Here is a 24,017-nt window from a genome sequence, read left to right as displayed (position 1 = left end):
CAAGATCGCGAACGCTACGCTGTGTCGTCGGCGGAGCGCCAACGCGCCCGGTCGACCGGACAGCGGCGAACGAGGAATGGGGCGGGCAGCGGCGATGATGGGACCAGCACACTCACTGTCGGGCGCCGCGGCCTGGCTCGGGGTCGGCGCGGCGACGGCCGCGGCAGGACACCCCATGCCCTGGCCGGTCCTCCTGGCAGGCGCCCTGGTCTGCGCCGGCGCCGCCCTCGCCCCGGACCTGGACCACAAGGCGGCCACCATCTCGCGGGCCTTCGGCCCCGTGTCCCGCCGGCTGTGCGAGATCGTCGACAAGCTGTCCTACGCCGTCTACAAGGCCACCAAGAAGCAAGGCGACCCACGCCGCTCCGGCGGGCACCGCACGCTCACCCACACCTGGTTGTGGGCGGTCCTGACCGGTGCCGGCGCCGCGGCCCTGGCGGTCACGGGCGGTCGCTGGGCGGTGCTGGCGATCCTCTTCGTGCACATGGTGCTGGCCATCGAGGGCCTGCTGTGGCGGGCGACGCGAGGATCCAGCAGCGACGTCCTGGTGTGGCTGCTGGCGGCGACCAGTGCCTGGATCATCGCGGACGTTCTGGACCAGCCGGGCATGGGATCGGACTGGCTGTTCACCGCGCCCGGCCAGGAGTACCTGTGGCTGGGGCTGCCGATCGTGCTGGGCGCGCTGGTGCACGACATCGGGGACGCGCTGACCGTCTCCGGCTGCCCGATCCTGTGGCCGATACCGGTGGGGCGCAAGCGCTGGTACCCGATCGGTCCGCCGAAGGCGATGCGGTTCCGGGCGGGCAGCTGGGTGGAGCTGAAGGTGCTGATGCCCATGTTCATGCTGCTGGGCGGAGTGGGCTGCGCGGCGGCGCTCAACGTGATCTGAGGGACGCTCCCGTCCCGGACTCAGCCGGAACCCCCACCGCCGTACCGGCGCTCGAAGCGGGCGACGCGGCCCTCCGTGTCCACGGTCCGGGCCCTGCCCGTGTAGAACGGGTGGCTCTCCGAGGAGATCTCCACCTCCACCACCGGGTAGGTCTCGCCGTCGTCCCACTCGATGGTCCGGTCGCTGGTCGCGGTGGACCGGGTGAGGAAGGCGTATCCGGCGGCACGGTCGCGGAAGACGACCGGGTGGTAGTCGGGGTGCTTGTCCTGCTGCATGAGTGCTCCTCGGGGTCAGCCCGGCAGGTTGTCCTCGTCGACGACGTGCATCGCGGCCTCCTCGGCGGAGGCGGCCGCGCCGTCGATGCCGACGTCCATGGCGACCAGGGCCTCCTCCTCGTCCTCGTGCGCCCCTTCGTCGGGGGCCACGAGCCGGCCGGAGCGCGCGGCGCCCACCTCGTCGTCCAGGAGTTCCCCGTCCGTGTCCTGGGAATCACCCAGGCCGTCGCCGTCGGGGGCGGCGAGATCCGGCTGCTCCTCGGCGAGCCGCTGGTCGAGTGTCTCGCCCTCACGGCGCTCCGCCGCGGTCACCCCGTGGTGCTCCACGGCCCAGGGCCGCTCGGGAGGGGACCAGCCCCGGTCGAGGAGGTTCTCGACGCCGTCGTTCTCCAGGGTGTCCTCGACGTCGAGCAGCCCGGAGTCGTCCTGGATCTCGGAAGAGTCGGGCTGGTAGACGTCGTCTCCCCAACCGTCGGCGCTGTTCACGGGTACCTCCAGAGGGTGGGGCGGGCCCGTCCCCGCCGCGGCCCGCGCCGGGCCGCCGGTACGAGGCACTGGCGCCTCCGCTGCCCGGGCCGCCGGGCTCCCGGGTGCTCCCCGAACCGGTGCCTGACTCCAGCCTTCCACCGGAGCTCCTCACCGCGCAACGGCACACCCCGCGCCCGACGCCCTCCGGGCCCTCCCACAGCCGGGTCGGCATCCTCGCCGTCGACCCGGCACGGACCCGACCAGGGACCTTTCCGGCCCGGGCCCGCCCGCTCGGGCCCGGGCCGGGAGCCGTTCCCGGGCGGCGGCACCGCTCCGGAGCGCGTTCCGGCCGCGCCGGGGCAGGGACGCGCGGACCCGGGCGCCGGCACGGCCCGCGGCCGCCCGACCGGCCCGCTCGACGGGATCCCGGCCCGGGCCCCCGGAGCGGCGTGACGCCGTCACCGGGCCGGAACGCCGCGGGCTCGTCGTGGTCGACGGCCGGCTCCGGGACGTCACGCGCGCAGCCCTTCGGGAAGCCGGCCCGCCGGTGTGGCGCGGGCTCAGCCGTGCCAGGAGCGCCACAGTGCCGCGTACGCCCCGTCCGCCGCGACCAGGTCGTCGTGGCTGCCCAGTTCGCTGATGCGGCCGTCCTCCACGACGGCGATGACGTCCGCGTCATGGGCGGTGTGCAGGCGGTGGGCGATGGCGACGACGGTCCTGCCGTCCAGAACACGGGCCAGGGAGCGTTCCAGGTGCCGTGCCGCACGCGGGTCGAGCAGCGAGGTCGCCTCGTCCAGGACCAGCGTGTGCGGGTCGGCCAGCACCAGCCGGGCCAGCGCGATCTGCTGGGCCTGGGCCGGGGTGAGCGCGAACCCGCCGGAGCCGACCTCGGTGCCCAGGCCCTCGTCCAGCGCACGGGCCCAGCCGTCCGCGTCGACCGCCCCGAGCGCCGCCCACAGCTCGGCGTCCTCCGCGTTCGTCCTGGCGAGCCGCAGATTGTCGCGCAGGGAACCCACGAAGACGTGATGCTCCTGGTTGACCAGGGCCACATGCTCCCGGACCCGTTCCGCGGTCATCCGCGACAGCTCGGCGTCGCCCAGGGTGACCCGCCCGCCCCGGGGCGCGTAGATCCCGGCGAGCAGCCGGCCCAGGGTGGACTTGCCCGCGCCCGAGGGACCGACCAGTGCCAGCCGGGTCCCCGGGGCGACCTCGAGGGACACCTTGCGCAGCACGTCGACGCCCTCCCGGTAGCCGAAGTGCACCTGGTCCGCGTGCACTCGGCGCCCCTCGGGGGCGATCCCGGCGTCACCGGCGTCGGGCTCGATGTCCCGGACCCCGACCAGCCGGGCCAGCGACACCTGCGCCACCTGCAGCTCGTCGTACCAGCGCAGGATCAGTCCCACCGGGTCGACGAGCATCTGCGCGATCAGCGCGGCCGTGGTCAGCTGGCCGACACCGATCCAGCCCTGCAGGACGAACACCCCGCCGATCATCAGCACCGAACCGAGCACGGTCACATGGGTGATGTTGATGACGGGGACGAGCACCGACCGCAGCCAGAGCGTGTAGCGCTCCCAGGCCGTCCACTCCCCGATCCGCTGGTCGGACAGGGCCACGCGACGCTCGCCGAGCCGGTGCGCCTCCACGGTCCGCCCCGCGTCCACGGTCTCGGCGAGTGCGGCGGCCACGGCGGCGTAACCGGCGGCCTCCGAGCGGTAGCCGGCCGGCGCCCGCCGGAAGTACCAGCGGCAGACGACCACCAGCAGCGGCACGGCGACCAGCACGGCCGGAGCCAGCTCGGGCGCCGTGACGACCAGTCCGCCCAGTAGCAACACCGCCCACACCACGCCGATGGCCAGCTGGGGCACGGCCTCGCGCATCGCGTTGCCGAGCCGGTCGATGTCGGTCGTGATCCTCGACAGCAGATCTCCCGTTCCCGCCCGCTCCAGCACACCCGGCGGCAGCCCGACCGACCGCACCAGGAAGTCCTCGCGCAGATCGGCCAGCATCCGCTCGCCGAGCATCGCCCCGCGCAGCCGTACCTGCCGGACGAACACCGCCTGGGCGGCCAGCGCGAGCACGAACAGCGCGACCGTGAGCCCCAGGTGCAGCTCCCGCTCCCGGTCCGAGACCCGTTCCACGAGACCGCCCAGCAGATACGGGCCCACCATCGAGGCGACCACGGCGACCGTGTTCACGGTGACCAGCAGCGCGAAGGCCCGGCGGTGCCTGCGCAGCAGCTCGCCCACGTAGGCGCGGACGGTCGCGGGCGCACCCACGGGCAGCGTGGCGGCCGTGGTCGGGGCCGCCGGGTCGTAGGCCGGTGGCGCCACGCCGATCATGCTGTCTCCTCGATCTCTTCCAGCTGTTCCAGTCGGTGCAGGACCTCGTCCCGGCGCAGGACGCCGTCCTCGTCCGGGACCTCGGCCCGTGCGGCCTCGTCCTCGGTCTCGCGCGTCACCACGGCCCGGTACCGAGGCTCGGCGCGCACCAGTTCACGGTGGCCGCCGACGGCCGCGACGGTGCCGCCCTCCAGGAACACCACCCGGTCGGCGCGGTCCAGCAGCAGCGGGGACGTGGTGAACACCACGGTGGTGCGCCGCGCCCGCAGCTCCCGCACCCCCTGGGCGACACGGGCCTCGGTGTGCGAGTCGACGGCCGAGGTCGGCTCGTCCAGGACGAGCACCTCGGGGTCCGTGACCAGCGACCGGGCCAGCGCGAGCCGCTGGCGCTGTCCACCGGACAGGGACCGTCCGCGCTCGGTGATCCGCGCGTTCATCGGGTCCGCGGCGTCCACCGAGCCCTGCACCAGCGCCGCCAGCACGTCCCCGCACTGCGCGGCGTCCAGCGCGTGACGCGGATCGACCGCACCGGACGCCGGCACGTCGAGCAACTCGCGCAGGGTGCCGGAGAGCAGCACCGGATCCTTGTCCTGCACGAGGACGGCCCGGCGGGCGGAGTCCAGCGGCAGTTCGTCGAGCGGCACCCCGCCGAGCAGCACCGGGACGCCCTGCTCGGAGGCGTGGCCGCCGAGCCGTTCGGCCAGCCGTCCCGCCGTGTCCGGATCCCCGCACACCACGGCGGTGAGCCGGCCCGCGGGGGCGAGCAGACCGGTCGCCGGGTCGTGCAGGTCGCCCGACGGGTTCTCGGCGCCGCGCGATCCCGTGATGTCCGTGGCCCGCTCCAGGGACAGCACGCGCGCGGCACGCTTCGCCGAGGGACGCGAGAAGGAGTACGCCATCGCGATCTCCTCGACGTGCCGCAGCGGGTAGGTGAGCACCATGACCGAGCTGTAGACGGTGACCAGTTCGCCGACGGCGATCCGGCCCTCGCGGGCGAGGTGGACGCCGTACCAGACCACCGTGATCAGCAGGACCCCCGGCAGCAGCACCTGGATCGCGGCGATCAGGGCCCACATCCTGGCGCTGCGCACGGCGGCGTGGCGGACTTCCTGGGAGGCACGGCGGTAGCGGTCGAGGAAGAGCTCCTCGCCGCCGATGCCGCGCAGTACGCGCAGCCCGGCGACGGTGTCCGAGGCGAGTTCGGTGGCCCGGCCGGCCTTCTCGCGCTGGACGTCCGCCCGCCGGGTGGCGCGGGGCAGCAGCGGCAGCACCGCGATCGCCAGCACCGGCAGCCCCACGGCGACGACGGTCCCCAGCGCCGGCTGGTAGACGATCAGGCCGACGCAGACCAGCACGATGGTGACCGCCGCCGCGGTGAACCGCGACAGGGCCTCCACGAACCACCCGATCTTCTCGACGTCACCGGTGGACACCGCCACGACCTCCCCGGCGGCGACCCGCCGGGTCAGCGCGGAGCCCAGCGCCGACGCCTTGCGGGCCAGCAGCTGCTGGACGCGGGCCGCCGCGGTGATCCAGTTGGTGACGGCGGCCCGGTGCAGGAAGGTGTCGCCGATCGCGTTGCCCGCACAGGCCAGCGCCATCAGACCGCCGGCCAGGGCGAGCCGGCCGCCGGAGCGGTCGACCGCCGCCTGGACCGCGACGCCGACGCAGAACGGCAGCGAGGCGACGGAGGCGAAGTGCAGCAGGCCCCAGGCCAGCGACTTGAGCTGCCCGGACAGTTGGTTCCGGAAGAGCCACCACAGGAATCGGGGACCCGAGCGCGCGTCGGGCACCCCCGGGTCGGGAAACGGAAGGTCTTGGATCTGCATGACGTCCCAGTGGCTCGGGTCAGGGGGCGGCGGAGACGGGAGAAGGCGGCGGGTGGTGCGGGCACGGCTGCACGCCGTCCGAGGACGGAGGCAGCAAACCGTGACAGGTTGACCCCGCTGCGTACCGGAAGGCAAACGATTTTCCACACGACCGCACGGAACCGGCGGCCTCGCCGCACCGTCACGTCACACGGTTCGTACGGACGCGTCGCCGCACCGCGAGGGGACCGTCCCGTCGATCAGGGTGTCCAGCAGCTCGCCCAGCGCCTCGCGCTGTTCCTCCCCCAGCGGGGCCAGGATCTCCTTCGCGGCGGACCGGCGCGCGGCGCGCAGTTCCCGCAGGGCCGCCCGCCCGTCGTCGGTGAGCTCGATCCGGATCACCCGACGATTGGCCGGATCAGGCACCCGCCGTACCTTGCCGTTCGCCTCCAGCCCGTCGACCAGTGTGGTGACGGCTCGGGGGACCACCTCCAGCCGCTCGGCCAGATCGGCCATACGGGGCGGTGAGGCGTAGTGCGCGAGGGTGCGCAGCAGCCGCGACTGGGCAGGGGTGATGCCGAGTTCGCGCCGCTCCAGATGGCGCTTCTGGATGCGGTGCACCCGGCGGGTCAGCCGAAGCAGCTGCTCGGCCAGTAGGCCGTCGGGATCGGGAGCGGTCATACGGGAACAATATCAGGATGTCGTTCATTGTGAGTATAGGTAACAATGAGCTAGGCTCCGCTCGCCCTCGGGCCACCACGCCGGGAGCCCGTTCCGAAGGAGACCATGCACCCCGACCGCGAACCCGACTGGACTCCGCCCGCCGACGCCAGGGAGCAGCCCCGGCAGGTGCGGCGCATCCTGAGACTCTTCCGTCCCTACCGGGGCCGCCTCGCGGTCGTCGGCCTGCTCGTCGGCGCCGCGTCGCTGGTCTCGGTCGCCACCCCGTTCCTGCTGAAGGCGATCCTCGACGTCGCCCTCCCCGAGGGCCGCACCGGGCTGCTCAGCCTGCTCGCGCTCGGCATGATCCTCAGCGCCGTCCTCACCAGCGTCTTCGGCGTGCTGCAGACGCTGATCTCGACCACCGTCGGCCAACGCGTGATGCACGACCTGCGCACCGCCGTCTACGGCCGGCTCCAGCGCATGTCGCTCGCCTTCTTCACCCGCACCCGCACCGGCGAGGTCCAGTCCCGCATCGCCAACGACATCGGCGGCATGCAGGCCACCGTGACCTCCACGGCGACCTCCCTGGTCTCCAACCTCACCAGCGTGGTCGCCACCGTCGTCGCGATGCTGGCCCTCGACTGGCGGCTGACCGTGGTCTCCCTGGTCCTGCTGCCGGTGTTCGTCTGGATCAGCCGCCGTGTCGGCAACGAGCGCAAGAAGATCACCACCCAGCGCCAGAAACAGATGGCGGCGATGGCCGCCACGGTCACCGAGTCGCTCTCGGTCAGCGGCATCCTGCTCGGCCGCACCATGGGCCGCTCCGACTCCCTGACCGGCGCCTTCTCGGACGAGTCCGAGCGTCTGGTCGACCTGGAGATCCGGTCGAACATGGCCGGCCGCTGGCGCATGGCCGTCATCACGGTCGTCATGGCGGCCATGCCGGCGGTCATCTACTGGACGGCCGGCATCGCCCTGCGGTCGGACGGTTCCGGGGTGTCCATCGGCACCGTCGTCGCCTTCGTCTCGCTCCAGCAGGGGCTGTTCCGTCCGGCCGTGAGCCTGCTGTCCACCGGTGTCCAGATCCAGACGTCGCTCGCGCTCTTCCAGCGCATCTTCGAGTACCTCGACCTCCCGATCGACATCACCGAGCGCGCGGATCCGGTCCACCTCGACCGGGTCAAGGGCGAGGTCCGCTTCGAGGGCGTCACCTTCGGGTACGACGACAGGAGCGGCCCCGTCCTCGACGACATCGACATCACCGTCCCTCCGGGCGGCAGCCTCGCCGTGGTGGGGCCGACCGGCGCCGGCAAGTCCACCCTCGGTCACCTCGTGCCGCGGCTGTACGACGTCACGGGCGGCCGGGTCACCCTCGACGGCGTCGACGTCCGCGACCTCGACTTCGACACGCTGGCCCGTGCGGTGGGCGTCGTCTCGCAGGAGACGTACCTCTTCCACGCCTCGGTCGCGGACAACCTGCGCTTCGCCAAGCCGGACGCGACCGACGAGGAGCTGCACGCGGCGGCGCGGGCCGCGCAGATCCACGACCACATCGCCGCCCTGCCCGACGGGTACGACACGGTGGTCGGCGAGCGCGGCCACCGCTTCTCCGGCGGCGAGAAACAACGCCTGGCGATCGCCCGCACCATCCTGCGCGACCCGCCGGTCCTGGTGCTGGACGAGGCCACCAGCGCCCTGGACACCCGTACCGAGGCCGCCGTCCAGCAGGCCATCGACGCGCTGTCGGCCGACCGCACCACGGTCACCATCGCCCACCGGCTGTCCACCGTCCGCAGCGCCGACCAGATCGTGGTCCTCGACTCCGGCCGCGTGGTCGAACGCGGCACGCACGAAGAGCTGCTGGAGTGTGGCGGACGGTATGCGGCCCTCGTGCGCCGGGACGCCCGACTGGAGCCGACAAGATGAAGATATGCCGGATTTGTAGAGATGTGCGGGTTACCGTGCCCGCATGCAGACGAACACTCCGTCACGGAACACGATCCGACTGACGCGCCGGGGCCGCCTCGTCCTCGCGGCGCTCGGGGCCGTCGTGGCCGGCACCGCCGTGGCGGTGCCGCTGCTGATCCTGAACGGCGACGACGACTCCCGCCCCACGGCCCTGGTGGTCCCGGAGGGCTGGCGCGCGGGCCAGGTGTACGCCGCCGTCGACGAGGTCCTCGACCTGCCCGCGGGCACCGCAAAGAAGTCCCTCGCCAAGGCGGACCTGAAGCTGCCCGACGAGGCCGGGGGCAATCCGGAGGGCTACCTCTTCCCGGCGACCTATCCGCTCCGGGAGAAGGCGACCCCGCAGAAGCTGCTGTCCCGCATGGTCGACACCGCCCACAAGAAGTTCAACGGAGTCCCGGCCGTCGCCGGCGCGCAGCGCAACGCGATGAACGCCTACCAGGTGGTCACCGTCGCGAGCATCGTCCAGGCGGAGGCGGCCACCAGGGCCGACATGGGCAAGGTGGCCCGGGTGATCTTCAACCGGCTGGAGCGCGGGATGCCGCTCCAGATGGACTCCACCGTCAGCTACGCCCTGAACCGCACGACGCCGCGCACGACGGCCGCCGACACCGAGGTCGACAGCCCCTACAACTCCTACCAGCGCATGGGACTGCCCCCGACCCCGATCGGCAACCCCGGCGAGGACGCGGTGCGCGCCGCGATCAACCCGGCTCCGGGCGACTGGCTCTACTTCGTCACCGTCGAGCCGGGCGACACCCGCTTCACGGCCGACTACGCCGAACACCAGCGCAACGTCGCCGAGGCCGACGCCCGGCAGAAGGAAACGAGCGGGAAGGCGGGCGAACCGTCCGCGAAGTGAGTGGCCGGCCCCGGCCGTCACGCCGCGACCCGCTCCTCCCACGCCGGCAGCCGCCGGATGTCCCGCACTGCAGCGCGTCCGGCCCGGTTGGCCCCGATGGTGCTCGCCGAGGGGCCGTAGCCGACCAGGTGGACCCGCGGGTCGGCGAACGCCCGCGTGCCCTCGACCCGGATCCCGCCCCCCGGCTCCCGCAGCCGCAGCGGGGCGAGGTGCTCGATGGCGGGGCGGAAGCCGGTCGCCCACAGGATGACGTCCGCCGCCGCCCGCCGCCCGTCCGCCCATTCCACGCCGTCGGGGGTGATCCGGTCGAACATGGGCTGCCGGTCGAGCACACCGTCCGCCAGGCCCCGGCGGATCGCGTCGTTGAGAGGCAGCCCCGTCACGGAGACGACACTGCGCGGCGGCAGACCCTGCCGCACCCGCTCCTCGACGAGCGCCACGGCCGCCCGGCCCGCCTCCTCGTCGAAGGAGCCCTCCCGGAAGACCGGGGGGCGCCGGGTCACCCACGTCGTGGCCGCCGCGTACGGCGCGATCTCCAGCAGGTGCTGGGTCCCCGACGCACCGCCGCCCACCACGACCACCCGCTGCCCGGCGAACGCCTCCGGCCCCGGGTACCGCGCCGTGTGCACCTGCCGCCCCCGGAAGGTCTCCTGCCCCGGACAGTGCGGCCAGAACGGCCGGTCCCAGGTGCCGGTGGCGTTGATCAGCGTCCGCGTCGACCAGTCGCCGTCCGAGGTCTCCACCCGCAGCCGTCCGCCCGTCCCCTCCCGCACGGCCCGCACGGCCCGCACGGCCACCGGACGCCTCACCCGCAGGTCGAAGGTCTTCTCGTAGCGGTCGAAGTACTCGCCGATCACCTCGGAGGAGGCCCGCGCCGGATCGGCGCCGTCAAGCTCCATGCCGGGCAGCGCGTGCATCCCGTGCACCTTGCCGTACGTCAGCGAGGGCCACCGGAACTGCCAGGCGCCGCCGGGGCCGGGGGAGCGGTCCAGCACCACGAAGTCGCGGTCCGGCGCGAAGCCGGTCCGCCGCAGGTGATAGGCGCTCGACAGCCCGGCCTGCCCGGCGCCTATGACGACCACCTCGACCTCGCGCATGTCGTTCACGTCTCCACCAACCAGGAGAAGGCCGTGGATCTTCCCGGCACCGTCGTTCTCCCGTGGAGCCGGGCGCATGGGCCAGGATGGAGCACATGTCCGATGCCTTCACCACCCGAGTCCTGACCGTCGCCACCGGCTCCGCCGAGAGGGTCGTCGACATCACCGGCGACTGCGAGACCTTCCTGCGGGAGACGGCGGCCGGCCGGGACGGTCTGCTGAACGTCTTCGTGCCGCACGCCACGGCCGGTGTCGCCGTGATCGAGACCGGCGCCGGCAGCGACGACGACCTCCTGTCCGCCCTGCACACCCTGCTGCCCGCCGACGACCGCTGGCAGCACCGCCACGGCAGCCCCGGACACGGCCGCGACCACGTCCTGCCCGCCTTCGTCCCGCCGCACGCGACGCTCCCGGTGGTGGACGGGCGGCTGGAACTGGGCACCTGGCAGTCGGTGTGCCTGGTCGACACGAACATTGACAACGACAACCGTCAGGTCCGTTTGAGCTTCCTCGGCTGACCAGGATCGTCACCGGGGGCCGTGCAAGGCGCGCTCGAAGGTGCTCTGGCAAGCTGCTGAAGCGGTCCTCGAACAGGTGCCGGACTGGGCCAATCCGAATTCCGATGTCCCGACGGATCTCGTCAAGCTGCTTGTCGACGGCCACGATCACCGTTCTCCCCCACCGGCCCCAGAACGTACGAGAGGTCGTGCCGGCGGCCGTCAGCAGGATCAACATGGTCCCGGAGAACGTCGGAATGAGCGACTCGGCCTCGTCGCCGATGATTGTGCGGGCGGTGCCGTTCCGCAGCTCGATCAGCAGGTCGAGCTGGGGCTGGGAGGAAGAACGCTCATGCGTCGTAGGCGTCGAGTGATCCGTGAGCATGCTCACCGTCTCGTCGGGATGCCGGGCCAGGTGAGGCGCCGCGGTCCAGACGTCGGCCTTGCGGGTCAGCACTGCGGACAGCAGATCGTCGTCGTACCAGCCGGTGACGGCCCCGCGTCGTAGGCATAGGTCCACTCCTGCCCCTGCGTATCGGTCACCTTGATGAGGCGCAGGCAGGTGTCGTGGACGAACTCGAAGCGACCGCCGTCCGGGTCGGTGCGGGCAGCCAGCAGATCGAAGCGGGTGTACTCGGAGCGGGTCACCCCGCCCACCGGGTCCGTGTGCTCGACGCAGTTGCCCTCGCCGTCGTACCTCCATGACTCCGTCGTGCCGTCCGCGGCCACTCGCCGAGTGAGGTCGCCGTGCGGCGACCACTGCAGCCGAGTGGTGGCGCCCACCGGATCCGTGACCCGGACCGGGTGAGGTTCCCGTGCTCGTCGTACTCTGCAGCCAGCGGGCGTCGTCCGCGCCCCGCACTTCCGCAGGCCGTCCGCACGGGTCGAGGCCCACGCGTACTTCCGGTCCGTGCGGGGGGTGTCCCGGCGTGATGCCGTTCACCTCGAAACACCGAGGCCAGAGCGCCACTCTTACCCTCCGCAAGGAAAGGGTGCTCGACGTGCACGATCCGTTACCGCCGGATGTGCGACAGGGCCCGATGACCGGCGGATACCCGCTCTCAGTGGGCGTTCATTCGAGGGGCCTGCGGCGCGCTCCTGAGGATCGCGATCTCCTCGGCCTCGAAGACAGCATCGAACGACCGGCCGTACCTGCCGTCACGGTCACGCAGCGGGAAGCACAGGGACCCCATGCGCGTGCCCGGGTCGGCGGCGGGGTTCCGGGCCTCAGAACTCGTGCACGACCACCCAGTAGCAGTCGTCCTCCACCGCGGAGGCACACAGATGACGTCCGTCCACCGAGACGGCGATGAACTCGGGGGCGCCCGTCGCGGCGGCGACACGCGAGGGAAGGTTCTCGCCGACCCGGTCCCTCACCCGCACCCAGCCGACCTTGCTCCCGCCGGATCCAGGGGGCAGGACCAGGAAATCGCCGCTCTCCATGAACAAGCGCGCGAGCTCGGCCCGCCTGCGCCACTCCCTGCTCAGCTTCTCCAGGGCCTGAGGGGCCGAGTCGGAGACCTCGGCCAACGGCCGGACCTCGACCCCGTTCACCGCGTAGAGCGCGGCATTGACGGGAGGTCCGTCGTGCGTCTGGTCCTCCACGATCTCGAGACCGCAGTTCTCAAAGATCTCCAGCCAGTGTGGCGTCAGCCGGTCGTCCATACTGCTTGCTCTCCGTCGGTTCGCCGGGTTCGGCCGCCCGAATAGAAGCGGAGCGTCCTGCCGTCGAAGTCGGTCTCCGCGGCCTGCCGCGTCGTACTCGTACGTCCACCGCGTGCCCTGCGGATCGGTGACCTCGACGAGTCGGAGGCCGGCGTCGTACGCGAATGTGTACCGAGCGCCGTCGGGAGCGGTTCGGGCGGTCAGCAGAACGAAGTGGCTGTACTCGCAGCGGGAAACACCGCCGACCGGGTCGGTGTGCGTGAGCTGGTTGCCCTCCCCGTCGTAGGTCCAGGACTCGACGGTGCCGTCCGGTGCGACGCGTCGGACGAGATTCCTGTCAGCGTCCCACTCGAGGCAGGTCACCCCGCCGCCCGGGTCGGTGACACGGACCACGCTGCCCAGTGCGTCGCGCTCCAGGAGGACTCTGCCCCCCCTGCCGGGTCGGTGACCTGTACCGGCAGCCCCGTATCGTCGCACCGCACCGTGGTGACGGCGCCGAGGGCGTCGGTGACCGACGTCAGGCGACCTCGGGCGTCGTAGGCGAAGCGAGTCGTGCCACCGCCGGGGTCGGTGACGGAGGTGCGGTTACCGCGTTCGTCGAACTCCTGGAACCATCGCGCCCCGTCGGGTCCGACCAGTTCCGTGTGCCTCCCGAAACGCCCCGGCCTCATGGTGTGTCCGCTGCCGTCGGGGGCGGACCGTCGAGACGAGACGGCCGTCCTCGTCGTAGGCGAAGGCGGTCGTTCGCCCCAGTGGGTCGGTACGGCTCACGAGGTTGCCGTGGGTGTCGTAGCCGTACCGGCTGGTGTTGCCGGCCGGGTCGACGGTGGCGATCACACGGCAGCGGTGGTCGATGAGGTGCCGGGTGCTCCGCCCGTCGGTGGTGGTGAGGGTGGTGGTGCGGTGGCCGGTCTCGGGGTCGGGGTCGGTGTAGGCGAGGGTGATCTGGACGTGGCCGGCCTCGCCGCCCTCGGCGATGACGCGGTCGTGGTGGTCGTAGGTGTAGTCGTAGCGGCTGTTGTTGGAGTCGGTCCAGGCGGTGGCGCGGTGGCGGTCGTCGTGGAGGAAGGTGGTGGTGGCGCCGGAGGGCTTGGTGACGGTGGTGGGGTTTGCGTTCTCGTCGTAGCCGTAGGACATCAGGGTCAGGTCGGTGCCGTCCTCGCCCGCACCGACCAGGGCGAGGCGGGTGATCCGGCCGTCGGCGAGAGTCAGTTTCAGGTGGTAGCCGCCCGAGTGGACCAGGGCGAGCGGCAGCCCGTCCTCGGTGCGGTCGACGGTGATCGTGTGGCCGTTGCGGTCGGTGAGTGAGGTCAGCCAGGCGATGCCGTCGCCGCCGGGCTCCGCGCCCGCGGGGGCGGTGAAGCGGCGGACCAGGCCGGTGCCGGGGTCGGTGACCGTCCAGTCGCCGTCCGCCTCGCGGGCGAGCAGGGTGCGGGCGGTGCCGGACTCGGGGCGGGTGGGCGCGCCGGGGACGGGGTGCGGGTAGGTGATCAGCAGGCCGTCTGCGGTGGCGTGGACGACGCCGACCGCGTCGATGGCCAGCCGCTCGTCGACGGTGCAGGTCCAGGACGGGCCGAGGAACCGGCCGGCGGTGAGGCCGGACTCGGTGCGGCGGGTGAATGCCAGCGGCAGGAGACCGGGCAGGGCCACGTCCGTCTGCGGGAGGAACATCCGGCCGGACGCGAGGTCGACGGGGTCGGTGCCGTCGGTGGTGCGGGTGCCGTCGGGCCGGTTGTGGGTGCCGTCGGGCGCGTCGTCGACCGATTGCGCAGCCGGGCAGCGTCCGCAGAGCGTCGGCGGCGATCCGTACGCCCCTGACGCCTGCCCCCGCGCCGCCGGTGGCCACCGTCAGCGCGACGTCCGGCAGCAGCCGGCCGAAGCCCTCGTAGGGGTCCTTCATGAAGTCGCTGATCATCTGCTTGCCGGTGCCGACCGGGTCGTTGGCGGCGAGGACGAGGCCGGAGGCGAGGCTGTTGAGGTTGGTGACGTAGTCGGCGGGGTGGGTGATGTTGTAAGGGCCGAGCGGGTTGGTGCCGCGGACGAAGTCGACCAGCCCGGCGGTGCCCTTGATGATGCCGCCGCCGACGTGGTCGCCCATGATCTGCCATTCCTGCAGGCCGTCACCCAACTGCTGCGCGTAGGAAGGCTTCTCGGGGCCATGTCGCGGGCGGCGCGGACTGCCGAACGCGCGGTCTCGGCGGCGGTGTTCCGCTGCTCGCGGGCCTCCGCGAGGATGTCCTGCGCCTCCTGCATCAGCTTCTTGCCCGGGTCGGTGAACGTCGGCGCCGGGCAGGGGGGCAGGGTGCTGGGGTCGCGTTTGTCGGCGGGCTGGGCGTTGTAACGGTCGACGGCCTTGTTGTAGTCGTCGACCTTCCTCCGGTGGGCGTCGGCGGCCTCCTCGGAGGCCTTGACGCCTTCCTTCCACTTGTCGATCGCCGTCTGTGCCTGCCCTTGTGCCCAGGTGACGGTGGAGGCGAACGCCTCCAGCGCGGCGGCGGCCTTCTCGCAGGCGTCGGCGCCGGTGAACCACTTCGGCGGCTGGGCGCCGACCGCCTTGCGCAGTGCCTCGGCCGCCTCGCCCTTCAACCGGGAGGAGTCCAGCCCCTTCAGGCCGTTGCCCGCGTCGTCGAACGCGGTCTGGAAGCCGCGGAGTCCCTCCGCGGTGGAGCGGATCTTGCCCGGGCTGCCGTAGATCAGCTTCGTCTTGTCCTCGGTCTGTCCGAGGTCCATCTCGTCGACCTCGGCGCCCATCCGGTCCGCCACCGAGCGCGACTGCTCACGCACCCAGTCCGCGCCGGACTCCCAGCCGACGTCGTCCAGCCGGTCGGCGGCCCAGTTGCCCGCACCCTCGACCTTGTTCCCGACCCACTCGACGCCGTCCTCGACCGGGTCCGGCGTGATGTCGCTGATGAAGTCGCCGGTGCCCATGCTCAGTCACCCCCGTGGTCGTCACTCTGCCGTTGCTGCTGGGCGCGTTTCTCCGGCGACGGCCCGAAAGCGTCGTCCAGTGCCTGTCCACGCAGCTCCGGCGGGACGCCGAAAGCGCCCTCGATCCTCGACGTCAGACCGCCGCCCTGTCCCTCGGTGAGGACCGCGCGACCGGTGTCCTTCCAGGTCCGCCCCACCTCCTGGCCCGCCTGCTCCCAGGAGTCGGTGCTCCGGTCCGGGGCCGGACAGTCCGGCTTCCAGGCCTCCCCCAGTCCTGCCGGGCGGTCTCCTTTTCGGCGGCGTGCGGGTTTCCGCCCGCCGGGGTGTTGACGCCGACCTTGAGGACGCCCCCGACGTAATGGCCGTGCTCCCACCGGGTGCCCGCCATCGGACCGAGACGGTTCGCTATCGCGCTCGTGCCGCTCACCAGGGCACGCACGCCCTGTTCCCATCGCTCGCAGAAGTCCTCGAAGCCGGCGGACGGGCCGTGGTGGCCGGGGTCCATGCCGGTCGTCGTCCACTCCGAGAAACCCTTGCCCACCACCGAGCCGGTGGCGCCACCCAGGTCCCCGAGCCGGTCGATGGCCGTGCCGACGCCCTGGGTGAACTTGGCGACCGACGCCTGGTCGAAGTCGAGATCCATCCCGTCACCGCCCACGGCCGTCCCCCTTCTCGCACGCGTCGATGTCGACCGCCGAGGAGCCCGGGACGATGCCGGTCACCGGCGGGAAGAACATCGAGCCGTCCTCTGCCGCGATGTCGATCGCCAGACCGACCGGCTCGCCCAGGTCCGGCACGACCTCGTCCACGACCCGCGCACCCGGCAGCGCCGCGTAGTCCACCGGCCGGTCACCCGGACCGTGCCGCAACACGAAGCGCGCCAGCGCAGCCTCGTCCGTGAACGCGCAGATCCACCGCACGCCACCGGACCGCGCCGACCACGGACCACCGCCGTCCGGCGGCACCAGGAGCACCGACCGGCGCGTCCCGCCGACCAACGCCTGCGGACCGCCCCCTCCCTCTCCACGCTCGGTGATCCGCTCGACGAGCACCGTCCTTGCCGGCTCCACGGCCCCTCCCACCTCCTGGGTCACCACCGGCACCGTAGAACAGGACGCCCGTTCGGGAGAGATGGTTCGCGCCTACGCTCGGGGTTGTCTTGACGGGGCCGGGAGAACGGTCACGGGGATGGGCTGCGCCATGGACCTCGTGCACGGTGCCCGGCGCATCACCGGGCTCATGGAGCACACCGCCAAGCACGACGGTTCCGGGATCGTTCCTCGGCTCACGCTGCCCCTGACCGGCCGTCGGCTGCGGTGACGGCCGGGCGGGAACGGGTACAGGAGACCGTGGTCCGGACGTACAGGAATGTGGTGGTGCTGAGTGGATGTCCAGAGCCCGGCGTCGGACGGTGAAGGACGTCTCGGCGTCGGAGGCGGCGGGGTGGGCCGGCGGCGTCCGGTCGATGCGGGCCGTTCTGGCACGCGGCACCCGGGAGCGGGGACGGCGGCCAACGCCAGTGCCGGGTTCTCGGCTGCCGCTCACCGGTGTCCCGGAGCAGGCAGTTCAGTTCCGCCGAGTCGTGGAACGACACTTCCGTGAACTCCGGGAGGAGGTGCCCACCGCTGCGTGCGTCACCCGCTGGAGTCGCCGGCGCAGCGCCGGCTCGAAGGTGTGGTTCGTCACTCCGCTGCTCCCGGCCGCCAGGCCCTGGCCGGATACGGTGGCCCCCGCCGGGGGAACCGTGGACCGGCCGTACCCTTGCCAGGGTTTCACGGTATTTGAAGATCGTCCGAGAACGCTCCTTTGTCGTGCCTGCTGAGGGGGTGGATGCCGTCGGGTCTGTTCGTGAGGGACCGCCGGGCACAAGTGCGTCGCTGTTCCGTGCAGCAGCCCGCGGATCCGGGAGCGATCGGCGCGGCCGCGGGCGGCCGGGCACCGCGAATGCGGTGATCTTGCAGATGAGGGCCGAGCGCGCCATAGGGTGGGAGGCCATGGGCGTCTGGCAGCAGTGCGCCGGGAGGATCGTCATGCCCGCCGATTCTGTCGGCCGGGCCCTGTGAGGCAACGGAGTGCAGCGGTGACGCGAATGGAACTCGGGGCTGCGGTGTCCGTGGCTCGAGAGATCGGCGAGCAGGTTCTCGCCCCGGAGGCCGCGGCCGTGGACGAGGAGCAGAGATGGCCGGAGAAGGGTATGGCCGTGCTGCGGTCCCGGCTGGGCGGGCTGGTGGTGCCGGCCGAGTACGGGGGCATGGGGCACGGGCTGCTGGCGGTGGCGCAGGTCGGTGAGGCCACGGGACGTTCCTGTGCCTCGACGTCGATCTGTTTCGGGATGCACCTCGTCGGCTCGGCGGTGATCTCTGCGAAGGCCAGCCGCCGACAGCGGGAAGCCTATTTGGAGCCGATCGCCGCCGGTGACCATCTGACGACTCTGGCCCTGTCGGAGCCGGGGACGGGCGGCGAGTTCTGGTTGCCGCAGACCCGCATGGAGCGCGTGGGGGACGGCCGGCTGCGGTTGACCGGAGCGAAGAGCTTCGTCACCAATGCGGGCCACGCGGACTCCTATGTCCTCTCCACCCTGGCCGCCGGGCCGGGAACGCCGCCGGGTCAGTTCTCCTGCACGGTGGTCGACGCCACCGTGCCGGGACTGGAGTGGGGGGCGCCGTGGCAGGGTTTCGGCATGCGCGGCAACGCCTCGCGCGGGCTGGAGCTGCGAGGAGCCGAGATAGCCGACTGGTGCCTGCTGGGGGAGGAGGGCGACGAGATCTGGTACGTCTTCAACGTCGTCGCCCCCTACTTCCTGATGGCCATGGCCGGCACCTACCTGGGGGTGGCGGCGGCGGCCCTGGAGGAGGCCCGGGCCCACCTGCTGCGGCGCAAAGGGGCGCGTACGGGCCGGCCCGCCACGGGGCAGCCGGTCGTCCAGCACCGGCTGGGCACGATGTGGGCCCGCGTGGAACGCACCAGGCGGCTGATCTACCACGCCGCTACCGAGGCGGAGCTCGGCAGCCCGGAGGCTCTGCTGGGGCTGGCCTCCGCCAAGGCCGAGGTGGCCGAGGCCGCCGAGGCCACCGTCAACGACGCCCTGACCCTGGTCGGCGGTATCGGCTACGGCGAGCACTCCCCCCTGCACCGTCTGCTGCGCGACGCCCGCGCCGCGCACGTGATGTCCCCGGTGACCGACCTGCTGCGGGTGTGGACCGGCAGGGCCCTGCTCGACGAACCGCTCCTCGAGGGCTGAGGATGAACCACGGTCTGCCCTTGCTGCTGCTCGTCGACGTCCCGCTGGGGACGGTCAACGCGGTCACCTCCGAACTGGCCGCCACGACCGAGATCATTCAGTCCACGGCCGAGGACGTGCTGGCCTACACCGGCGGAACCCCCGGTCAGCGCCGGCCGACGGTGGTGGTGGTGGGGGAGACGGTCACGGCGCCTGTCGGCGTCGTCCACTCCCTACGGCCCCACCCCGCGGACCTGACGGTCGCCGTGACGGTCACTCCTGCCACGGAGAACAAGCTCGCCGCGCTTCCGATTCTGTTCTCCGACGACGTCGTGCGCCGTGTGCGGGGCGGCGAGGCGACGCAGCGGATGCCCCGTGTGATCAGCGAGCTGTTGCAGCAGCTCACCCGCCGCCGCGCGCATGCCGTGGCGCAGGCCACGGCCCAGCAACGGCTGTCCACGGGCGCGTCGATCGACCGGCAGATGGGGGAGCGGCTGCTGGGGCAGTTCCTCTCCCAGGCCCCGATCGGTGTGCTCATGCTGGACGGCGACGCGGTCGTCGCCTGGAACCGGCGGGCCGCCGACGTCCTGGAGTTGATCGAGCCGGAGGCGCTGCACCGGCCGGTGACCGACCTGTTCCCCGAGGACCAGCGCACGGTGCTGCACCGCCACCTGACTGCCTCCGGGCAACGGGACGCCGAACCCGACGCGGTCTTCGAACGCGTCCGCGGCGACGGCACCTCCCAGGCCCTGAGCATGGCCGTCCGGCAGGTCCTGGACACCGAGGGACGCAGCCGCACCCTCGTCCTCACCGAGGACGTCACCGACCGTCTGCACGCCCAGCGCAGACTCGCCGAACGCACCGTTCACGCTCTGCTCACCGCCGAAGTCGCCGCCGCCATGACGGCGTCAGGGCCTCTGGACAAACGCCTGCACAAGTGCGTGCGCGCCGCCACCGACCGCCTGGGCGCCGACCGCGTCTGCATCTGGACCCTGAACACCCGTGGCGAGCTGGTACACGCCATCTGCGCCGAGGACGACGCCGCGCCGTCCGGCACCTCCTTCTGCCAGACGACCCAGCGCGACCTGGTCGAACGCATCGTCGCGTCACGCAGCCCGCACCTGGACATCCCGCCGCGAAACGACCCGCACGCCTCTCCGTCCCCGAGCGGACGCGGCTCGTTCGCCGGCTTCCCGCTCATCTCCGGCGGGGAACTGCTCGGAGCCCTGTCGGTGACCACGCGCCTGGCACTGCCCGGCTCCGTCCTGGCCACCCTGGAGAACATCGCCGACCAGATAGCTGTCGGCACCCAGCAGGACCGCCTGCTCAACCGCCTGACGGAGACGACCCGCGCCCTCGAACGTCCCCTGCTCCCGCCTCGCCTGCCCGACCTGCCGGGCTTCGACCTCGCCGCCCGCTACACGCCGTTCAGCCAGGGCCTGCACATCGGCGGCGACTTCTACGACGCCTTCACCGCCTCCGACGACCGGCACGTCCTGGTCCTCGGAGACGTCTGCGGCAAGGGACCCGACGCGGCCGCCATCACCGGCCTGGTCCGCCACACCCTGTGGGCCGCCGCCCAGCACACCAGTGACCCCACCCACGTCCTGAACCTGATCAACAGTGCGCTGCGCCGTCAGAACACCCCCTTCTGCACCCTCGTCTACGTGGTCATCGACACCGCCCACGCCCCCGCCCGGCTTCGGATCGCCAGCGCCGGCCACCCCCCGCCGCTCCTGCGCCGAGCGGACGGCGGCACCGCACCGCTGGAGACACGGGGCCCCCTGCTGGGGGTACTGGACACGCCACGCCACCCGGTCACCGAAGTGGAACTACGAGTCGGCGACACCCTGGTGCTCTACACCGACGGCTTCACCGAAGGAGCCGGCGCCGCAGACCAGCGGACCCCGGAAGACCTCGCCGCCGTCGTCGACGCCCTGTCTCCGACCGATGAGCCGGCTTCCGCCGGGAACACAGCCACCGCCTTGATGGACGACGCCCACCGCTGGTGGGGTGAACGGCTGCGCGACGACCTCGCCGTCCTGACCCTGACGGCGACTGCGATCCACGGCCCGTCCGGCGAGGACACCGACACGGGCATCGCGTGACGGCGCGGACGGCCCCGGCCGCGTACGGCACGCCCGGCACCGGGCGCGCCCCTGGCACATGACAGGGGCGCGCCGGGTTTCGGCCCGCTCGGAGCCGGCTGTCGCGGTGGGTGTTCCGCCGCCTCTCCGGCGCGGAGGCCGCCTTGCCGCCCGCGGCCTTGCCGGCCCCGGCCTGTTCACGGCCGCTGGCGGGGAGACGACTCCAGTGCGGCCGCCAGGCCGGAGGGGTCCGTGCCGATCTTGCGGTAGACCGACGAGAGCAGACGGCGTACACCCTGCTCCGTGAGGTGCAGCCGCCCGGCGATCGCCGCCGTGGACACCCCCCGGACCGTCAGCTCGGCGGCCTCCCGTTCGGGCGCGGTCAGCGTGTCCGTCTGGGCGTACCGCAGGGGCAGCGGCCGCAGCCCGGAGGCGGCGAGCTCGCCCCTGGCCCGCGTCGCCAGCGCCTCCGCGCCGCAGTGCACGGCGCCCTCCAGCCCGCGGTAGAGGCGGTCGGCGGCCTCCTGCAACTGCCCGGTGCGGGACAGCGCCGCACCGTGGCCGACCAGGGCGCGGGCCAGCTCGTAGGCCGCGGGCGACTGTTCCAGCTGGCCGACGGCCTCCGCGTACAGGTCGAGCGCGGCCCGGCCGCCGGTCACCTCCGCCAGGGTGTGCACCGCCTGCCCGATCGCCGAGGCCGCCCCGAAGTCCCGGGCCCGCTTGACCGCGTCCTGCGCGTGCCGGACCGCCCGGTCGGGCGCGGTACGGACGAGCGCGGACGCCAGCCCCGACTGCCAGGCGCACCAGGCGGGATTGCGCCACTCCCGCCCGTCCAGCCACTCCCCGACGGCGGAGAGCAGCGCGGCCGCCTCGTCCGCGCGGCCCTCCGCCAGCAGCAGTTCGGCGTACACCGTCCGCGGGTCGGGGTAGATGACGGCGTTCGGGACCAGCCTGCCGTAGCGGTGCTGGTCGGCGACCTGGCGGGCCGCCGCCGTACGTCCGCGGGCCAGGAGCGTCTGGATGAGGATGCCGACGGCGAACCACTGGGCGGGCACCGCCCCCTCCACCCGGTCGGCGATGCGCAGCCCCTCCCGGACGAGGTTCTCCGCCTCGGCCAGGGCCCCCCGGCGGTAGCGGATGTACCCGGCGAGGGTCTGGCCCAGGGCGAGGTGGGAGCCGCGCCACCCCCTCGCCTCGCACTCCGCCATGCCCCTGCTGAACAGTTCCTCGGCCCGTCGCGGCTGGTCGGCGTAGAGGAACACCATCGCCACCGCCACCGGCACCTCGAAGCCCCGGTTCTCGTCGGTCCAGCTCAGCCCGCCCCGCAGGGCACGCTCGGCGTACTCGAGGGCCGTCTGCCGCGGCTCGCCGCAGACCACCGCCTCCCAGGCCCGCAGGCCCAGGATGTACCGCTCCTCCAGACCCCGGCCGGTCACCTTCGCGGCCAGCCTGGCGAGCCTGCGCGAGCGGGCGGCGGGATCCGGCTCGTCGGTGCGGTACGAGCTCCACACGAAGTGGTCGGCCTGCATCCGCAGCCGGATCCGGGGGTGGGTGGTGCGCCGCGCCTCGTCGGCGGCGACGGCCGCGGCCTCGGCCACCTGGTCGGTGTGCGCCAGCGCCTGCGTGAGCCGGTACACCATGGACGCCCGCAGCTCCGGGTCGATGCCGGGTTCCGCCAGTGCCTCACGGAGGTGCGCGACCGTGGCCGTGGGCTTGATGAGGAAGGTGGAGGAGGCGAGTTCGTGCAGCAGCCCGGCGCGCTGCTCGGGCAACGGCGGCTCCTGGAGCGCCCGTGTCAGCAGCCGCCGGGCCGCTTCCGGGGCGCCGGCGCGCATGTACTCGCGAGCGGCCTCGCGCAGACACGCCACCGCCTCGGTACGGCCGTCGCAGGGCACCTCCAGCAGGTGCCGGGCGGCCGCCGTCGGCCCGAACCCGGCGGCACGGATGGCCTCGGCGGCCCCATTGTGCAGTCCGACCCGCAGTGCCTGGGGGATGGAGCGGTAGATGGTGGTGGCGATCAGCGGGTGGACGAACGCGAGTCCGTCCCCGGTCCCGTCGTCCTCGGCCAGGATCCGGGCGGCGCGCAGCCGCTCCGTCGCCTCGGCGGCCGCCTCGCTGCCGACCACGGCGATGGTGGCGGCGAGCTCCTGCGGCACGGACTCGCCGAGCACGGCCGCGGCGTAGGCGAAACGGACGGTGGACGTCCCGAGGGCGAGCAGACGTTCGATCAGTCCGCGGCCCTTGACCGCCGCGGCGAGGTCCCGCATCGCGCGCAGCTCGTGCCGGGTGCCCCGCAGATTGTGTTCGCCCAGCCGGATGGCGAGTTCGACGGCCTCGAACGGGCTCCCCCCGGTGACCTGCCGGCATTCCTCGCAGAACTCGTCCTCGGCCTCGTCCCCCAGTTCGTCCCTGACGATCCGCGCCACCCCCTCGGAGGTGAGCGGCTCCAGCGCGTAGGGGCGGGTACCGAGGGTGCTCGGCAGGTCGCGCAGCGGCTCCGCCCCGGGCGGCAGGTCGTCGGGCCGGTGGGCGAGGACGATCAGCAGCGGCAGATCCGTCGCCCGGGGCGCGAAGGAGGTGAGCCAGTCGAGGGACTCGACGTCCGCCCAGTGCAGGTCGTCGAGCAGCAGCACCATGGGCGCCTTCCGCACGGCGAGCCGGGTCATGACCCAGTCCAGGCCCTCGCGGACCCCGGACGGGTCGGGCACATGAGGGCCGGACCCCGCCTCCAGACCGAGGGCGACGGCGACGACGTCGTACCAGCTGTCCAGGAAGGCGCGGAGCTCGCCGCCGTCCATCGCGGCCAGTGAGGGCTGGAGGAGCCTGCGCACCACACGGAACGCCAGCTCCTGCTCGTTCCGGCCGCCGCAGCTCGACAGCACGGTGAGGCCCTGGGCCAGCGCGCGGGAACGGGCCTGTGCCAGCAGCGCGGTCTTGCCCATCCCGCCCGGTCCGGTGAAGACGAGGAGCCCGCCGCGCGGCGCCTGCGGCACCCCGTCCCGGGTGTCCCGCAGGGCCGCCAACGCCTCGTCAAGGGCCCGGAGTTCCCGTCGGCGTTCCAGCAGCGGCCGGGACTCGGTGACGTGCAGCCGCCGCTCGATCGCCATGTGCCTTACCGCTTCCTGTCGTTCGCCCAAGGGGTGGCAGACGAGCGTACGCCTGTCGCGGCGCGCCGTGCCCGTATTCCGGTACGGCCACGACAGGACGGATGAATCGAAGGCGGCGGCGGCTTGAGGCTTCCTCCCCGTGGG

The 24,017-nt window shown here is 72.7% G+C and carries 17 protein-coding genes and 1 pseudogene; 6 read left to right on the top strand and 12 right to left on the bottom strand.

Annotated elements, in window-relative coordinates; genetic code table 11:
• Window positions 1–94 precede the first annotated feature (94 nt).
• The gene (locus KYY02_RS17760; RefSeq protein WP_371238949.1) at window positions 95–889 is read left to right on the top strand and encodes a metal-dependent hydrolase; all 795 of its coding nucleotides are present in this window, start codon (window positions 95–97) and stop codon (window positions 887–889) included.
• 20 nt (window positions 890–909) lie between these two features.
• On the opposite strand, the gene KYY02_RS17755 is transcribed toward KYY02_RS17760, so the two are convergent.
• The 5 genes from KYY02_RS17755 to KYY02_RS17735 all read right to left on the bottom strand — a co-directional run bounded on the left by KYY02_RS17755 (window position 910) and on the right by KYY02_RS17735 (window position 6,463).
• Window positions 910–1,164, bottom strand: coding sequence for a type B 50S ribosomal protein L31 (locus KYY02_RS17755; protein WP_371238948.1), 255 nt, complete (start codon window positions 1,162–1,164; stop codon window positions 910–912).
• Window positions 1,165–1,179: 15 nt separating this feature from the next.
• Window positions 1,180–1,650 carry a DUF5709 domain-containing protein gene (locus tag KYY02_RS17750; protein WP_371238947.1) on the bottom strand — a complete coding sequence of 157 codons (471 nt, stop codon included), beginning with the start codon at window positions 1,648–1,650 and terminating at the stop codon, window positions 1,180–1,182.
• 542 nt (window positions 1,651–2,192) lie between these two features.
• Window positions 2,193–3,974, bottom strand: coding sequence for an ABC transporter ATP-binding protein (locus KYY02_RS17745; protein WP_371238946.1), 1,782 nt, complete (start codon window positions 3,972–3,974; stop codon window positions 2,193–2,195).
• Entirely contained in the window at window positions 3,971–5,803 is a 1,833-nt protein-coding gene (locus KYY02_RS17740; protein WP_371238945.1) for an ABC transporter ATP-binding protein, read from the bottom strand. The genes KYY02_RS17745 and KYY02_RS17740 overlap by 4 nt, the downstream gene beginning before the upstream one ends.
• A 186-nt stretch (window positions 5,804–5,989) precedes the next feature.
• Window positions 5,990–6,463, bottom strand: a complete 474-nt coding sequence (locus KYY02_RS17735) for a MarR family winged helix-turn-helix transcriptional regulator (protein ID WP_371238944.1) — start codon at window positions 6,461–6,463, stop codon at window positions 5,990–5,992.
• Between the two features lie 105 nt (window positions 6,464–6,568).
• Between KYY02_RS17735 and KYY02_RS17730 the strand changes: the two genes are divergently transcribed.
• Window positions 6,569–8,371: an ABC transporter ATP-binding protein gene (locus tag KYY02_RS17730; protein ID WP_371238943.1), complete on the top strand. Its 1,803-nt coding sequence runs from the start codon at window positions 6,569–6,571 to the stop codon at window positions 8,369–8,371.
• 43 nt (window positions 8,372–8,414) lie between these two features.
• Entirely contained in the window at window positions 8,415–9,272 is an 858-nt protein-coding gene (mltG, locus tag KYY02_RS17725; protein WP_371238942.1) for an endolytic transglycosylase MltG, read from the top strand.
• Window positions 9,273–9,289: 17 nt separating this feature from the next.
• Here the strand turns inward: mltG and KYY02_RS17720 are convergent, their stop codons facing one another.
• Window positions 9,290–10,378 carry an NAD(P)-binding domain-containing protein gene (locus KYY02_RS17720; RefSeq protein ID WP_371238941.1) on the bottom strand — a complete coding sequence of 363 codons (1,089 nt, stop codon included), beginning with the start codon at window positions 10,376–10,378 and terminating at the stop codon, window positions 9,290–9,292.
• An 86-nt stretch (window positions 10,379–10,464) separates the two neighbouring features.
• Between KYY02_RS17720 and KYY02_RS17715 the strand changes: the two genes are divergently transcribed.
• The gene (locus KYY02_RS17715) at window positions 10,465–10,887 is read left to right on the top strand and encodes a secondary thiamine-phosphate synthase enzyme YjbQ (protein WP_371238940.1); all 423 of its coding nucleotides are present in this window, start codon (window positions 10,465–10,467) and stop codon (window positions 10,885–10,887) included.
• Window positions 10,888–11,316: 429 nt separating this feature from the next.
• On the opposite strand, the gene KYY02_RS17710 is transcribed toward KYY02_RS17715, so the two are convergent.
• The 5 genes and pseudogenes from KYY02_RS17710 to KYY02_RS17680 form a co-directional block, all read right to left on the bottom strand.
• The gene (locus tag KYY02_RS17710; RefSeq protein WP_442538153.1) at window positions 11,317–11,649 is read right to left on the bottom strand and encodes a hypothetical protein; all 333 of its coding nucleotides are present in this window, start codon (window positions 11,647–11,649) and stop codon (window positions 11,317–11,319) included.
• A gap of 444 nt (window positions 11,650–12,093) precedes the next feature.
• Window positions 12,094–12,531 carry a hypothetical protein gene (locus KYY02_RS33955; RefSeq protein WP_442538152.1) on the bottom strand — a complete coding sequence of 146 codons (438 nt, stop codon included), beginning with the start codon at window positions 12,529–12,531 and terminating at the stop codon, window positions 12,094–12,096.
• Between the two features lie 14 nt (window positions 12,532–12,545).
• Window positions 12,546–15,459 (bottom strand): annotated as a pseudogene (locus tag KYY02_RS33950) (putative T7SS-secreted protein); the annotation flags it as partial.
• A 133-nt stretch (window positions 15,460–15,592) separates the two neighbouring features.
• Window positions 15,593–16,117, bottom strand: coding sequence for a hypothetical protein (locus tag KYY02_RS17685; RefSeq protein ID WP_371238935.1), 525 nt, complete (start codon window positions 16,115–16,117; stop codon window positions 15,593–15,595).
• Complete coding sequence (locus KYY02_RS17680; protein WP_371238934.1) at window positions 16,107–16,553, bottom strand: hypothetical protein; 447 nt, start codon at window positions 16,551–16,553, stop codon at window positions 16,107–16,109. Before KYY02_RS17680 ends, KYY02_RS17685 begins: the two co-directional genes overlap by 11 nt.
• 1,013 nt (window positions 16,554–17,566) lie before the next feature.
• Between KYY02_RS17680 and KYY02_RS17675 the strand changes: the two genes are divergently transcribed.
• Both KYY02_RS17675 and KYY02_RS17670 read left to right on the top strand, forming a co-directional pair.
• On the top strand, window positions 17,567–18,700 hold the full coding sequence (locus tag KYY02_RS17675) for an acyl-CoA dehydrogenase family protein (RefSeq protein ID WP_371238933.1): 1,134 nt from the start codon (window positions 17,567–17,569) through the stop codon (window positions 18,698–18,700).
• Window positions 18,701–18,702: 2 nt separating this feature from the next.
• A complete protein-coding gene (locus tag KYY02_RS17670; RefSeq protein WP_371238932.1) occupies window positions 18,703–20,787 on the top strand; it encodes a SpoIIE family protein phosphatase in 2,085 nt (694 codons plus the stop codon).
• Between the two features lie 176 nt (window positions 20,788–20,963).
• On the opposite strand, the gene KYY02_RS17665 is transcribed toward KYY02_RS17670, so the two are convergent.
• On the bottom strand, window positions 20,964–23,873 hold the full coding sequence (locus KYY02_RS17665) for an ATP-binding protein (protein ID WP_371238931.1): 2,910 nt from the start codon (window positions 23,871–23,873) through the stop codon (window positions 20,964–20,966).
• Between the last annotated feature and the right edge of the window lie 144 nt (window positions 23,874–24,017).

Source organism: Streptomyces pimonensis, from assembly GCF_041380215.1.
In the GTDB taxonomy this organism is placed as follows: Bacteria; Actinomycetota; Actinomycetes; order Streptomycetales; family Streptomycetaceae; genus Streptomyces; species Streptomyces pimonensis.
This window is presented reverse-complemented; position numbering and strand designations above follow the sequence as displayed.